At 36.5% G+C, this 14,930-nt stretch carries 14 protein-coding genes and 1 pseudogene; all 15 read left to right on the forward strand.

The window, feature by feature from the left end:
* The 15 genes and pseudogenes from B1A77_RS06560 to B1A77_RS06630 all read left to right on the forward strand — a co-directional run bounded on the left by B1A77_RS06560 (position 1) and on the right by B1A77_RS06630 (position 14,876).
* Positions 1-612, forward strand: a complete 612-nt coding sequence (locus tag B1A77_RS06560) for a CpsD/CapB family tyrosine-protein kinase (RefSeq protein ID WP_077708312.1) — start codon at positions 1-3, stop codon at positions 610-612.
* Between the two features lie 77 nt (positions 613-689).
* Positions 690-1,889, forward strand: a complete 1,200-nt coding sequence (locus tag B1A77_RS06565) for a DegT/DnrJ/EryC1/StrS family aminotransferase (protein ID WP_077708313.1) — start codon at positions 690-692, stop codon at positions 1,887-1,889.
* Positions 1,883-2,569: a sugar transferase gene (locus B1A77_RS06570; protein ID WP_077708314.1), complete on the forward strand. Its 687-nt coding sequence runs from the start codon at positions 1,883-1,885 to the stop codon at positions 2,567-2,569. Before B1A77_RS06565 ends, B1A77_RS06570 begins: the two co-directional genes overlap by 7 nt.
* An 11-nt stretch (positions 2,570-2,580) precedes the next feature.
* Positions 2,581-3,447, forward strand: coding sequence for a LicD family protein (locus B1A77_RS06575; RefSeq protein WP_077708315.1), 867 nt, complete (start codon positions 2,581-2,583; stop codon positions 3,445-3,447).
* Between the two features lie 9 nt (positions 3,448-3,456).
* Positions 3,457-4,179, forward strand: a complete 723-nt coding sequence (locus tag B1A77_RS06580; RefSeq protein WP_004693390.1) for an IspD/TarI family cytidylyltransferase — start codon at positions 3,457-3,459, stop codon at positions 4,177-4,179.
* Complete coding sequence (locus tag B1A77_RS06585; protein ID WP_077708316.1) at positions 4,172-5,221, forward strand: NAD-dependent epimerase/dehydratase family protein; 1,050 nt, start codon at positions 4,172-4,174, stop codon at positions 5,219-5,221. The genes B1A77_RS06580 and B1A77_RS06585 overlap by 8 nt, the downstream gene beginning before the upstream one ends.
* Positions 5,218-6,285, forward strand: coding sequence for a glycosyltransferase (locus tag B1A77_RS06590; protein WP_077708317.1), 1,068 nt, complete (start codon positions 5,218-5,220; stop codon positions 6,283-6,285). The genes B1A77_RS06585 and B1A77_RS06590 overlap by 4 nt, the downstream gene beginning before the upstream one ends.
* A gap of 19 nt (positions 6,286-6,304) precedes the next feature.
* A pseudogene (locus tag B1A77_RS06595) lies at positions 6,305-7,545 on the forward strand (O-antigen ligase family protein).
* Entirely contained in the window at positions 7,523-8,455 is a 933-nt protein-coding gene (locus B1A77_RS06600) for an ATP-grasp fold amidoligase family protein (protein ID WP_077708318.1), read from the forward strand. Before B1A77_RS06595 ends, B1A77_RS06600 begins: the two are co-directional and overlap by 23 nt.
* Positions 8,439-9,572: a CapA family protein gene (locus B1A77_RS06605; protein WP_232192000.1), complete on the forward strand. Its 1,134-nt coding sequence runs from the start codon at positions 8,439-8,441 to the stop codon at positions 9,570-9,572. Before B1A77_RS06600 ends, B1A77_RS06605 begins: the two co-directional genes overlap by 17 nt.
* The gene (locus tag B1A77_RS06610) at positions 9,572-11,026 is read left to right on the forward strand and encodes a lipopolysaccharide biosynthesis protein (RefSeq protein WP_077708319.1); all 1,455 of its coding nucleotides are present in this window, start codon (positions 9,572-9,574) and stop codon (positions 11,024-11,026) included. Before B1A77_RS06605 ends, B1A77_RS06610 begins: the two co-directional genes overlap by 1 nt.
* Before the next feature lie 22 nt (positions 11,027-11,048).
* Complete coding sequence (locus tag B1A77_RS06615) at positions 11,049-12,146, forward strand: NAD-dependent epimerase/dehydratase family protein (protein ID WP_077708320.1); 1,098 nt, start codon at positions 11,049-11,051, stop codon at positions 12,144-12,146.
* The gene (locus B1A77_RS06620; protein ID WP_004696963.1) at positions 12,147-13,313 is read left to right on the forward strand and encodes a nucleotide sugar dehydrogenase; all 1,167 of its coding nucleotides are present in this window, start codon (positions 12,147-12,149) and stop codon (positions 13,311-13,313) included. It abuts the gene before it with no gap.
* Between the two features lie 36 nt (positions 13,314-13,349).
* Positions 13,350-13,784 (forward strand): VanZ family protein, encoded by a 435-nt coding sequence (locus tag B1A77_RS06625; protein ID WP_008600642.1) that lies wholly within the window; start codon positions 13,350-13,352, stop codon positions 13,782-13,784.
* Between the two features lie 288 nt (positions 13,785-14,072).
* The gene (locus B1A77_RS06630) at positions 14,073-14,876 is read left to right on the forward strand and encodes a tyrosine-protein phosphatase (RefSeq protein WP_008600644.1); all 804 of its coding nucleotides are present in this window, start codon (positions 14,073-14,075) and stop codon (positions 14,874-14,876) included.
* The last annotated feature ends 54 nt before the right edge of the window (positions 14,877-14,930 follow it).

Below are 14,930 nucleotides of genomic sequence, written 5' to 3' on the forward strand. Positions count from 1 at the left end.
ATGATTAGACTAATTTCTAATGAACGTGGTGATACACCACTTGTGGAAGCATACCGTACATTGCGTAGCAATCTTCAATATGTATGTAACCAATATAAGTGTAAGCTTATTTGTATTACTGCAGCCACTAGTGGTGAAGGCACTTCTGAGGTGGCTTCTAATACTGCATTAGCTTTATCTAAAAATAATAATAAAGTCCTTCTAGTAGATGGTAATCTACGTAATCCAACACAACATATAGCCTTTAATGTACAAAATAAGGGCCTTACAAATGCGGTGGTGATGGATGAAGATTTGACGATTCATCGTAATGTAGTGCCTCATTTGGATGTTCTTACGGCGGGTGAAGTTGTTGAATATCCATCTGATATTGTAGATTCTAGCAAATTACCTGCGATTTTTGAGTATGTACGTGATGAATATGATGTGGTTATCATAGATACACCACCCGTATTGTCTGTTACAGATGCGGTTGTATTGGCAGAAAAATCAGATGGTGTAGTGTTAGTTGTTAAAAATGAAGTAGCTAGTCCAAAAGATTTGATTGAAGCTAAGAAACGGCTTTCACAAGTAGGTATTTCTCTTTTAGGATCTATCGTAATTGATGCTTAATATAACTGTTTTAATCAGTCTTCTATGTGATAAATCAAATGTATCAATATGGTACAGAAAGTATTGAGGTGATTTATATGAGAATTAATTTTTCTCCTCCAGATATTACAGAGTTAGAAATCAATGAAGTCGTTGAAGCCTTAAAAAGTGGGTGGATTACGACGGGTCCTCGTACTAAAGAATTAGAAAAAAAGATAGCTCATCAGTTAGGTACACCTAAATCCGTTTGTTTAAACTCTGCTACGGCAGCGCTTGAAATGTCTCTTCGCGTATTGGGGATTGGACCTGGAGACGAAGTCATAACTAGTGCTTATTCTTATACAGCTAGTGCGAGTCCTGTAGTTCATGTAGGTGCTACCTTAGTACTCGTTGATACACAGAAAGATGCTTATGAAATGGATTACGATGCAGTCGCTCGCGCTATTACACCAAAAACAAAAGCAATCATCCCTGTTGATGTTGCAGGTGTACCTTGCGATTATGATCGACTACGCTCCATTGTGGATGAAAAAAAATCTCTCTTTACACCATCTAATGATATTCAAAAAGCATTAGGTCATATTCCTATTGTGGCTGATTGTGCTCATTCCTTTGGGGCTTCATATAAAGGGGTACGAACAGGTAATGTTGCAGACTTTAGTAGCTTTTCCTTCCATGCAGTAAAAAATTTTACTACTGCTGAAGGCGGCTGTGCTACATGGCGTCATATAGATGGTATTGATGATGAAACTATTTACAAGCAATTCCAATTGCTATCTTTGCATGGTCAAGATAAGGATGCTCTTGCAAAAACAAAAGCAGGTGCTTGGGAATATGATATTAAAGGTACCTATTATAAATGTAATATGACGGATATCATGGCGGCTATTGGGCTAGCTCAATTTGAAAGATACCCAAAACTTTTGGCACGTCGTAAAGAAATTATCGAAGCTTATGATACAGCATTTAAGGATTTACCTGTTACATTGTTGAACCATTATACAGATGAGTATGAGAGTAGTGGTCACTTGTATTTAGTCCGTTTAGATGGCCGTGATGCGGAATATCGCAATAAGGTTATAGAAGCTATGGCTGAGGCTGGCATTGCAACGAATGTTCACTATAAGCCAATTCCAATGCATACGGCTTACAAAAACTTAGGCTTTACAATCGATGACTATCCAAATGCTTATGACCAATTTAAGAATGAAATTACATTGCCACTTCATACGCTCCTTACAGATGAAGAAGTGCAATATATCATTGAGCAGTTTAAAAGGATTATTACCGAATGCTAGTAAAAAACTTTCATGATCTACCACAAGAGCTACAGTGTGAAGCGGTTCGTCCCTATTTTGAAATATTAAATCAAAGACGTACAAGCCTTCTTTGTAAAAGCATTTTTGACCGCGTAATGGCAGCGGGACTGCTTATTACATTAAGTCCTGTATTTTTGATACTAGCCATCATGATTAAACGAGATAGTGCGGGAGAGGTTTTTTTCCGTCAAACTCGAGTGACACAGTACGGTCGTACCTTTGGCATCTACAAGTTCCGTACTATGGTAAAGAATGCAGAATCTTTAGGAGCACAAGTGACGTCGCAAAATGATATGCGTGTCACTAGAGTCGGAAATATGCTTCGCAGCTGTCGCCTCGATGAATTGCCTCAGCTTATCAATATCCTTTTAGGTGATATGAGTTTTGTTGGTACAAGACCTGAGGTTCCACGTTACGTGTCTGCTTATACAGATGAAATGAAAGCTACCTTATTATTGCCAGCTGGAGTTACCAGTATTGCCAGTATTACTTATAAGGATGAAGATCAACTTTTACAAAATGCTCAAAATGTTGATGAAGTCTATATAAATGAGGTTTTACCGGGCAAGATGGCTTGGAATTTAAAGAGTATTAAGGAGTTTTCTTTTTTACAAGATATAAAAACGATGATTGATACAGTATTAGCTGTATTACGTTGAAAGAGGTCCCTATGAGTACATCTATGACAAAGGAAATACAAGAAAAAGAGCTAAATATGTTGCTGTACTTTAAAGAGTTCTGTGATAAACATAATTTGCGCTTTTATCTTTGCGGCGGTGGTCTCATTGGGGCTATACGGCATAATGGCTTTATCCCTTGGGATGATGATTTAGATTTATTTATGCCTCGTCCAGATTATGAAAAGCTAGCTGAATTATGGCCGGAATATGCTGACACTGAGCGATTTACGTATTGTCGTACTGATCGCAATCACATCTATCATGATGCAGGTGCATCTATAAGAGATAATAATACGACCTTTATCAATCGTCATAGTATGCATGAAGATGTTTGTCATGGTTTAGCACTTGAAATTATGCCTATTGATGGCTGTGCACCCGGCAAAATTAGTCGTGCATTGCAGTTGGTGTGGGCCATGACGTTTGCACTCTTTAATGCACAGCGTTTACCAGATAACAAAGGGCCTACATATCGTGCTTTAGCTGGGTATATTTATAAAATCTTTTCCAGCCAGTCTATACGCTATCATATTTGGCGATTTGCAGAAAAGAGAATGACTCAATACGACTTTGATACCAGTGATGAATGTACGGAGTTAATCGGCAGCTTAAAAGGTATGAAGCTACGTCATCCTAGAGAGGACTTTGCTTCTGTTGTATATAAAGACTTTGAAGGTCATCAAATACCTGTTATGAAAGGGTATGAGAGATATTTGCGTCTTATTTGGGGCGACTATATGCAATTACCACCTATAGAACAACGTGTGGCAAAACATGATGCAGTATTTGCTGATCTAAATACACCTTACAAGGAGTATAAAGGCATATATTATGCCAAAAAAGAAGCTCAACCATAAGGAGGGCCTATGAAACGAATAGCAGTAATCTTTGCGGGTGGCGTAGGTGCTCGTATGAAAAATAGCAAGACGCCAAAACAATTTTTAGAATGGAACGGTAGACCAATTTTGATTCAAACCTTAGATGTGTTTGAACAAACGGAGACAATTGATGGGATTGTTCTTGCCTGCAAAGCAGAATGGATTGATCATACAAAACAGCTCATCAAAAAGGTGGGGCTACAAAAGGTATTATCCATTGTGCCTGGTGGTGAAAGCGCTCTAGAATCCCAATATAATGGACTCGTAGAGGCTAAGCGTTTATTTCCTGATGATGCGGTGACTGTATTGATTCATGATGGGGTTCGTCCACTTGTAGATAATTCTACTATAGAGAGAAACATAGAATCTGTTGAATCAAAGGGGTCTGCCATTACTGTTACTCCAGCTATAGAAACGGTTATGGTTACCCAAAATGGTTCTATTAAGCATATTTTAAATCGTAATGAATGTCTCATGGCTAAAGCTCCTCAGAGTTTTAGATTAGATGATATTATATCAGTTCATAATCGTGCAAAAGATGAGGGCATTCATGACTTTATTGATTCCGCATCGATGATGATGCACTATGGATATACTCTATATCCTGTATTAGGGGAAACTGAAAATATAAAGATTACAACTCCATCTGATTATTATATGTTCACAGGGATTATTAAAAATCGTGAGCTAGGAGGATTAAAAGATGAGTAATTCCGTTATTCAACGCGAGTTAACGGCTTTAGTACAGGAAAAAAATTACTTTCATTTCCTCTGTCATCAACGCATTCTTATAACAGGTGCAACGGGTCTTATTGGATCTATGTTTATAAAATTACTTATACTTGCCAATGAGACTCATGACCTGGATTTAAAAGTGATTGGTCATGTGCGAAGCCATGAAAAGGCAAAAAATATTCTTGGTGAGTATTTAGACAATAAGTCGTTAACCCTATTAGATGGCTCATTAGAATCTATTGATGTGCCATGTGATTATATTTTGCATGGTGCTGCACCGACACAGTCTAAGTTTTTTGTAGAACATCCAGTAGAAACTATCCGTACCTCTATTTATGGTACGGAGGCTATGCTTGAGTTAGGTCGCCGTCAAAAGGTAAAGAAACTAGTTTACTTATCCAGTATGGAGCAATATGGTGTACCTTATGAATCTGGTCAAGTTATGACTGAAGACCGATTAGGATATCTTGATCACCTAAATGTTCGTAGTTCTTATTCCGAAAGTAAGAGACTATGTGAATGTTATTGCAAGTCCTATACTGTGGAATATGGCGTGCCTGCTGTAATAGCTAGACTAGCTCAAACCTTTGGACCTGGTGTTCCGGTATCAGATAACCGTGTATTCATGCAGTTTACCAAGAGTGCTCTTAAACATGAAAATATTGTTCTTCACACAAAAGGCGATTCTATGTCGAACTATTGCTACATTACCGATGCATTAACTGGTATTTTAGCCCTTATGAAGGCGGGCGAAGCTGGCGAGGCCTATAATGTATGTCATGATGAAGAGACTCGTTCTATCGCAAGCATTGCTCAATTAGTGGCAACTCATGTGAGTAATAATAAGAGTAAAGTTGTTTTTGATATTCCAGAAGATGTACAAGGGTTCGGCTATGCGCCGATAGTGCATATGTTTTTAAGTTCTAAGAAGTTAAAGTCTTTAGGTTGGAAACCTAAGGTATCAATGGCACAAGCTTATATAAGACTAGCTGAATATATCCAAGAGGAAGGCTTATGAAAAAGGAAATAATAATTGTCACCATCTCCCTTGGTAATGATGGGGCTGAACGAATATTAACAGAGTTGGCTCGTCAGTGGGTACATGATGGTCATCATATTAAGGTTATCCAAACAAGCCCTAATCGATATGGTAATGAATATGCATTAGAGGAAGGTATTGAACAAATTGAAATTCATACTACAAGCTCTAATAAAGTCATTCGCTTTATGCAAGAAATAAAGGAACTAATCAAAATCTTAAAGACTAGACCAAATGCGACATGTTTATCTTTCTTGTCTGCATCTAGTTTTATCTTAGCGATTAGCTCTTGGTTTATAAAAAATCGCATTGTGTTTTCTGAGCGCAATAATCCACGCAAAGTTCCTATTGGTTGGCATCAACAAGCGTTGCGTAACTTTGCTTTTAGATTCGCAAATGCACTAGTATTTCAAACGGAAGATGCTCGTTCTTATTTCCCAAAATCTGTGCAAAATCGCGGTGTCATCATACCAAATCCTATTAATGGTAAATTGCCTCCACCAATAGAAGGGGAACGAGAAAAGACAATTGTTACAGCTTGTCGTTTGCATCCGCAAAAGAACTTGCCTATGATGATCAATGCCTTCAGTATGTTGGCAGATGAGTTTCCAGAATATAAACTCGTCATTTATGGTCAAGGTGTATTAGAGGATGAATTACGAGCTCAAATTAAGTCTCTTAATTTAGAAAATCGCATTTTATTGCCTGGTTTTGCTAGTAATATTTTAGAAAAGGTAGCCCCTTGTTCTATGTTTGTATCATCCTCTGATTTTGAAGGTATTTCAAATTCCATGCTAGAAGCATTGGGTATGGGCTTACCTGTAGTAGTTACAGATTGTCCTGTAGGCGGTGCTCGCATGGTAATTAAAAGTGGAGAGAATGGCATTCTCGTACCTGTAGGTGATACGCAGGCTATGTATGAAGCCATGCGCAGTGTATTAAAGGACCCTGCACTAGCGGCTAAACTTTCACAGAATGCCATCAAAGTACGCGATGAATTTCCATTATGGAAAATCGCAAAACGTTGGTTAGAAGTTTTATGAGTTGTAAGGAGGAGAACCATTGAAGTTAAATATTACGGCTCTTGCTGATCGCATGATATGGTTCATAACTCTAATCTTTTTAGTGTTGTCGTTGACCATTTCCTTTGCCCTTGGCGAAGCGAACTATGGTGCGTATGTATTATTTGTATGCTTATTTGGTCTCATCATTTTTTATCTTATACGAGAACAGGGTGTTATAAAACTGCGGTTTAATTGGATGCATGCTTATATGTTGATTTTTATTGGTGCTTGTTATCTAAGTGCGATTAATGCCACAGATGTTTCCGTAGCTATGAGCCGAAGTTTTGATATGGTCAAGATATTCTTTATGCTCATCATTTTATACATGTGTTATCAAGATAAGAAATCGGTGGATACATTATTAAAGATTGGCATGTGGACAGGCTATATAGTTTGTTTCTATACTGTTTATTTCTACGGTTTAGATTATTTTATTACTGTTTTATCATCCTCAGCACGTATTGCTAATGATGCATTGAATGCGAATACGGTAGGGCTATTGGGTGCCAATGCTATTGTTATGACCTTATATTATATGCTATACGACCGTCCTCGTTGGTGGCATATTATTGCATTACCAACACTTGGAATTTTAGCGGCTACAGGTAGTCGTAAGGCCTTAGTTTTTGTCGGTGTTGGTACAGTATTACTCTTTATTTTTAAAAGTTTTCGTAGTGCTAATGCGGTCAATTCTATTGTAAAAGTTATTGGTTCCTTATTAGGTCTTACCATTATAGGTATTGCGGTCTTGCAATTGCCGATGTTCTCTGAAGTATTAGACCGAATGTCTAACATGGTAGAAGCCTTTACAGGCACAGGGGGGACTCATCCACTATTATTCGGTTAGCTTTGGTAGATATTGGATGGGACTTATTTTATCAATCTCCCATAACTGGTGTAGGTATCAATAATCCATCTGTATATACTTTTTTCGTGTATGGCAAAGATAATTACTACTTGCATAACAATTATATTGAGTTATTAGCTGGCACGGGTGTCATTGGGTTACTAGCCTATTATTCAATGTATCTCTATGTGGCTTATAATTTAATTCGCTATCGTGATATCCATAGTAATGAATATATAATGGTACTCATTCTATTCCTTTCACAGATTGTTATGGATATGGGTATGGTTTCTTATGAAAGTAAGAGCACTTATTTTTATATGATGTTGTTTTATTTAGAAGTGCAACTGCTTCGGAAAGGACGAAAACATGAAGTTCAGAAAATTGTGTAATGTTGGCATGTCCTTTCTAACAAAACCTTACTATCGTACGAGGATATTAATTAAATCGGGTTATTATGACTCTTTGTCTGATGAAGACTTTTTGAAGAAGGTATTTCCTAAGTATATGGGATACCCTTTAGATCTAGAAAATCCAAAAACTTTCAGCGAAAAGTTACAATGGCTTAAGGTTAATTTTAGAGACCCAATACAAACAGTGATGGTTGATAAACATGAAGCTAAACATTTTATTGCTCAACGTGTAGGTAATCAGTATATAATACCTACGATTTCCGTATGGAACTCTGTAGATGATATTGATTTTGATAGATTGCCTAATCAATTCGTTTTGAAATGTACACATGATAGTGGAGGCATCGTTATTTGTAAAGATAAATCAACACTTGATTGGGAAGCAGCAAAAGCTAAATTAAGAACATTCTTAAAACGGGATTATTCACGTATTGCTAGAGAGTGGCCTTATAAGAATGTTCCTCGACGTATTATCGGAGAGGAATATTTGTCGGAGTTAGGTAGCAATGACATATTAGATTATAAGATGTATTGCTTTCATGGTGAACCAAAGTTAACAGTAGTATGTTCTAATCGTTTTTCTAAAACAGGAACGCGTATGAACTTCTATGATATCGATTGGAATCCTATGGGAATTCATTTTGGACATTATCCACCGTTACCTACAGAGTTTCCAAAGCCAGATACATATGGTGAAATGCAACAGGTTGCGATGGAGCTTAGCAAAGGGTGTCCATTTTTGCGTGTTGATTTTTATGAAATTAAAGGGCATCTATTTATTGGAGAATTAACATTTTTCCCTGGTGCTGGATTTGAAAGATTTCGTCCTATGTCAAAGGATTATGAATTAGGAGAGTGGTTACATCTTGAGAATGTACATCGGGGCTGATTTAGTTCCTACGGATATTAATAAAACATTATTTGAAAACGGTAATGGAGAAGCTTTTGTAGGAAAAGAGCTTTATGAAATTTTGAAGCAATCGGATTTAAATGTTTTCAATTTAGAGGTTCCTCTTACTGATATAGAGACACCCATTGTAAAATTTGGTAATAATTTAATTGCGCCTACAAAAACAATTAATGGATATAAGGCGTTAGAGCCGTTATTTTTAACACTGGCTAATAACCACTCCTTAGATCAAGGGGTGGAAGGGTTGACGACAACATTAAATTTGTTGAAGCAGCATAAGATTGCTCATGCTGGAGCTGGAGCTAATTTGAAAGAGGCTAAGAAGCCATTTATCTTTGAAAAAGATGATATACGTATTGGATTCTATCTTTGTACAGAGAACGAGTTTACTATGGCTACTTGTCATACAATGGGGGCTAATCCTTTTGATGTGCTAGAAAGCTTTGACGAAGTGAAAGTTTTAAAGGCACAATGCGACTACGTCATCGTTCTATATCACGGCGGCAAGGAATTCTATCGCTATCCATCTCCTATGCTACAGAAATATTGCCATAAATTTGTCGATAGTGGAGCGAATCTCGTTATCTGTCAACATAATCATTGTGTAGGGTCTCGCGAAGATTACCAGGGGGGCACTATCATTTATGGACAGGGAAACTTTATTTTTAACTCTGACTTTTATGTAAATCATCAGGAATTTGTGAAAGATGCAATACTAGTTACTATAGACGTAACTAAGGATGATTTTGTGGTGTCTGAATTGCCTATTCGTAGAACCGATAATGGTACACGACTAGCCACAGAAGTTGAAGCTACAGAAACATTAGAGGCTTATAGAAAACGTAGTGAAGAAATTAAAGACCCTCACTTTGTGACTCAAGCTTATAAGGCCTTTGCTGATACACATGTAAAACGTTATTTGCGTGAGTTTTTAGGTAGATCATTTATTGTACGCGCTATTAATGCTTTATTGGGCCGAAAATTGGTAGAACTTATTTTGGGCAAAACGAGTTATTTAGCAATACAAAATTATTTGGAATGTGAAGCTCATCATGAACTATTCTTGAGAGGCATTAAGAATATCAATAAGAAATAATGGATACTAAAATCGTAGCTGCTGTTAAATGGTCTGTTATTACAGAGGTTTTGGCAAAGCTTATCACACCACTGACAAATATAATATTGGCTCATATGTTAGCACCGACTGCATTCGGCATATTGGCGACGATTATGATGGTTATATCTTTTGCGGAAATGCTTGCTGATGCGGGTTTTCAAAAATTTCTTGTTCAGCATGAGTTTGAAAGTACCCAAGATAAGCAAGAGGCCACAGATGTGGCCTTTATTGCCAACCTAGTGTTTTCTCTAGTTTTATGGGGCGCTATCATAATCGGTCGTGATGAATTGGCCGTATTAGTAGGTAATGATGGCTTAGGGATACCTTTAGCCGTGATGGGCGCTATGATTCCTTTATCTGCTTTTAGTAGTGTCCAAATGGCATTGTATCGAAGGGATTTTAATTTTAAGTTTCTTTTAAATATTAGGCTCATAACAATTCTTACACCTATATTGATATCTATACCAATGGCACTTATGGGGCACGATTATTGGTCTTTAATTGCTGGTATGCTAGGGGCTCAGCTATTTACGGCGTTGGCATTATTAAAGAGTCGGAAGAATCAAATTCATCTGTTTTTTAGTAGTCGCGTCTTTATGAATATGTTTAACTATAGTGCATGGTCTTTAGCTGAAGCATTTTCTATATGGCTCACTGCTTGGGTGGATACATTCATTATTAGCCGTTTTTTAGATGCTTATTATTTGGGGATATATAAGATGCCAATGGCTATTGTTACGACTGTAATGGCTATGGCTACAGCATCTTTGGCTCCTGTATTATTCGCGGCTTTAAGTCGTGTGCAAAATAATCAACAGGCCTTTTCGAATACATTCTTTACATTCCAACGCTATATGGCTCTATTTTTGGTACCTTTAGGTGTAGGCTTATTTGTATTTCAAGACTTTGTTGTTCAGCTTTTACTAGGGCCACAATGGACGTTAGCGGGCATTGTATTAGGTTCCTGGGCATTGAGTTCGGCTATTATGACTGTAACAGCTAATTTGATTTCCGAAATATTTCGTGCAAAAGGGATGCCTAATCTATCATTTTGGACTCAAATATTACATCTAGTAGTTTTAATACCAGTTATTTATATTTGTATTCAATATGATTTCAGTACCTTTGTATATGCTCGATCGTTAGTAAGAATGGAAATGCTAGCAGCTTCTATGTTGCTACTGGCTTTATTTGTCAATATGAGTGCATTTCGCATAATATCTAATATCAGTGTATATCTCATTACAGCATCTATAGTTGGGTTAATTGCCTATAGTATTTTACATCTCTATGATGCAGTATGGTGGACCGTCGTCTGTATGCTTTTATGTGTTGTATTATATGTGGCTATTTTATACGTCATTCCATCTGAGCGCATAATTATTGCTTCTGGCTATAAAAAAGTCTTAAGTAAAGTAAAACGACATAATTAACAGAACTATGAAAGGAGTACATATGCTTTCAAAAAATGTAGATTTAAACAACACGGTAATCCTTGTAACGGGTGCCGCTGGATTTGTGGGGGCTAATCTAGTCATGTCCTTACTATCTGAAGCAGAAGGGACTCAAATTATTGGCATAGATTCTGTTAATGATTACTATGATGTAGCATTGAAAGAGTATCGATTGCAACAGATTGATGAACTTAGCAAAGATAATAAGAATATATGGATTTTTAAAAAAGGGAATATTGCAGATAAGTCCTTTGTTGATGAAATTTTTGCTATCTATAAACCACGAGTTGTAGTGAATCTAGCAGCTCAAGCAGGGGTTCGTTACTCTATTACTAACCCCGACGCCTATATCGAGTCTAATATTATTGGATTTTATAATATTCTAGAAGCTTGTCGTCATTCTTATGACGATGGTGAAAGAGGTGTAGAGCATTTAGTGTATGCATCATCTTCTTCTGTATATGGTGCAAATAAACAAATCCCATACTCTACAGATGATAAAGTAGATAATCCTGTATCTCTTTATGCAGCTACAAAAAAGTCAAATGAGTTATTGGCTTATTCGTATGCTAAATTATATAACATCCCTAGCACAGGGCTTCGTTTCTTCACTGTATACGGCCCTGCAGGTCGTCCAGATATGGCATACTTTGGTTTTACAAATACATTACGTAATGGTGGGACAATTAAAATTTTTAACTACGGCAATTGTAAGCGTGATTTCACCTATATCGATGATATCGTAGAAGGCGTTTCTAAGGTTATGTCCACTGCACCAGAGCGTCGCAATGGTGCGGATGGCTTGCCGGTTCCACCGTACGCTATTTATAATATCGGCAATAGCAACCCAGAAAATTTACTTGATTTTGTGCGCATTCTTTCAGAGGAATTGGTTTCTGCTGGCGTATTGTCAGAAGATTATAATTTTGAGGAGCATAAAGAATTAGTACCCATGCAACCAGGGGATGTGCCTGTTACATATGCTGATACAAGTGCGTTAGAAGCAGATTTTGGCTTTAAACCTAATACAACCTTACGAGAAGGGTTAAAGCGTTTTGCCATATGGTATAAAGATTTCTATATGATGGAGAGCAAATAAATGAAAATTGCAATTGCTGGTACAGGCTATGTAGGCCTTTCCAATGGTGTGTTGTTAGCTCAACACAATGAAGTGGTGGCCCTCGATATCATCCCAGAAAAAGTAGATATGTTAAATCGCAAAGAGACACCTATTGTAGATGCTGAATTGCAAGAGTATTTAGCTACTAAGGAGTTAAACTTCAAAGCTACACTTGACCCAGTAGAAGCTTTTAACAGTGCAGATTATGTTATCATTTCGACACCTACAAATTATGATCCTCAAAAAAACTTTTTCGATACATCTTCTGTTGAACAAGTCATTAAAACTGTGCTAGAGATTAATCCTGATGCAGTAATGATTATTAAATCAACTGTACCGGTAGGCTATACGGTACAAATGCGTAAAGAATTTAATACGGAGAATTTAATTTTTTCGCCAGAATTCTTGCGGGAAGGTAAAGCCTTATACGATAATTTACATCCATCCCGTATTGTTGTGGGCGAGGATTCTGACAGAGCACGTCGTTTTGGACAATTATTAGCGGAAGGTGCTATTAAAGAAAATATTCCACAATTATATACTGATTCTACGGAAGCGGAAGCAATTAAATTGTTTGCTAATACGTATTTAGCATTACGTGTAGCGTATTTCAATGAGTTAGACTCCTATGCTGAAGTACGTGGCCTTAGCACAAGTCAAATCATCAAGGGGGTTTGTTTAGATCCTCGTATTGGAGATTTTTATAATAATCCTTCCTTTGGTTATGGTGGTTATTGCTTGCCAAAAGATACAAAGCAATTATTAGCTAACTATAATGATGTACCACAAAACTTAATTTCTGCCATTGTTGATGCGAATAGAACACGTAAAGATCATGTGGCAGATACTATTATTGCTAAAAATCCGAAAATTGTTGGTATCTATCGCTTGACCATGAAGATGAACTCTGATAATTTTAGAGCATCAGCCATTCAAGGTGTTATGAAACGTATTAAGGCGAAAGGGATTGCTGTGGTAGTATATGAACCTACACTAGATGCAGAAGATTTCTTTAATTCGCCAGTTATTCGTAATTTTGAAGACTTTAAGCGTGTCAGTGATGTTATTGTAGCTAATCGCTGGGATAGTAGCTTAGAAGGTGTAAAAGATAAAGTTTATACAAGAGATATTTTTGATAGAGATTAATACAGCTATATGTATTGTGGCGTTTAGGAGAGTAGTATGAAACGTTGGATACTATATATTGTGTTATGTCTAATTGTGTTTTTTATATGGGATAATTCCTTGCAAAATGGAGGAACCTCTGATGGGTTTAGTCTTATTTTTGCAAAGTGGATTGCCCCTATAGCTAATAAATTAGGCTTTTACGGAAATATATGGGCCTTAAATAGGATTATTCGAAAATTAGCCCACCTTACAGAGTTCACAATCCTTGGTGGTGTTTTATATGTAGTTCTACGCCGCTATATTGAATATGGCACAGTAGTAAAAACAATAGTAGTGGGTATAGTAATAGCTAGTCTAGATGAATTTATACAATTATTTTCTCTAGGACGCAGCTCTCAACTGTCTGATGTACTGATTGATACAGTTGGTATAATCATCGGTATATCGGTAGTGAAATTAACTTATTATATTAGTCATGATAAAAGATAAAAGTACATTTAAAAATTAAATAATTATTAATATAATAATGTGTAAAATATGACTCATAATTGTAGAAATTATGGGTCATATTTTATGAAGGATAAATGAATATATAAAAATTGTATTAAATGAACATATAATAATTTATTTATTTTTATAGAAAAACCACTATACAAGCGACCGGTCCCTTGTTATAATCGTGAATGTAAAATGAATTATAAACTTAAATGAGAAGAACATGAACTTTATAAAAGAGGTCGATTTTGAAAAGAAAATCGAAAGTAGAAGGGAAAGATTATGAGTCGCGTGGTTGATTTACATGGTTGCATTTTGCCAGCTGTGTTAGGCCCACAAGGGCCTCAAACAATGGCAGAATCAGTAAAAATGATTAAGTCCTTGTCTGAACAAGGTATTACAGATATTTTTAGTACGCCTGATGTAACAGTATCTATGGATCTGAACACATGGAATGCTATAAACTCTTTAGTTAATAAAGTAAAAGTTATGGTTAAGGAGCAACAAGTAGATATAACTATTCACAGTGGAGCTCGCGTAATGCTTTGTGATGAAATGGTTGCATATATAGCTTCTCATCGCAATCAATATACGTTGGGAGATAGCCATTTTATATTAGTTGCTCTTCCACAAAATAGCAAAGTGCATCATATTAATGCGTGGTTATTAAGTCTACTAGATATGGGGCTTGTACCTATTATTAGTGAAGTAGAAACTTATGGACAATTATTTACTAAACCTGAACAATTACTAGCATGGGTTGATAGAGGTATTTTGATTCAATGTAATATGGCATCTTTTGATCATGGTAACGCTAACTATGATAGGGCCATTGAATTATATCGAAATGGCTTAATTCATTTCTTTGGTACTGGTTACAGCGATGGCTGTGATGTTGAGACGTACCAAGGTTATGTGGAAGCAATTTCTGAATTAGACAATACGTATAAAAAAGATTTGTTGCCAAATATCCATCTTAATGAACGCGACCTCTTAGCTAATCGCACATTTTATCCTTCTGTCCCATCTAGTTGGGTGGGGAAAAAGGGTAATTTCTTAACTCGTCTATTTGGCTTTGCATTATAATTTATATAGGTTCTTTTATCCATGTCATATTGGCATAGATAAAGGGACCTATTT

The organism is Veillonella parvula, from assembly GCF_002005185.1.
Classification (GTDB): domain Bacteria; phylum Bacillota; class Negativicutes; order Veillonellales; family Veillonellaceae; genus Veillonella; species Veillonella parvula_M.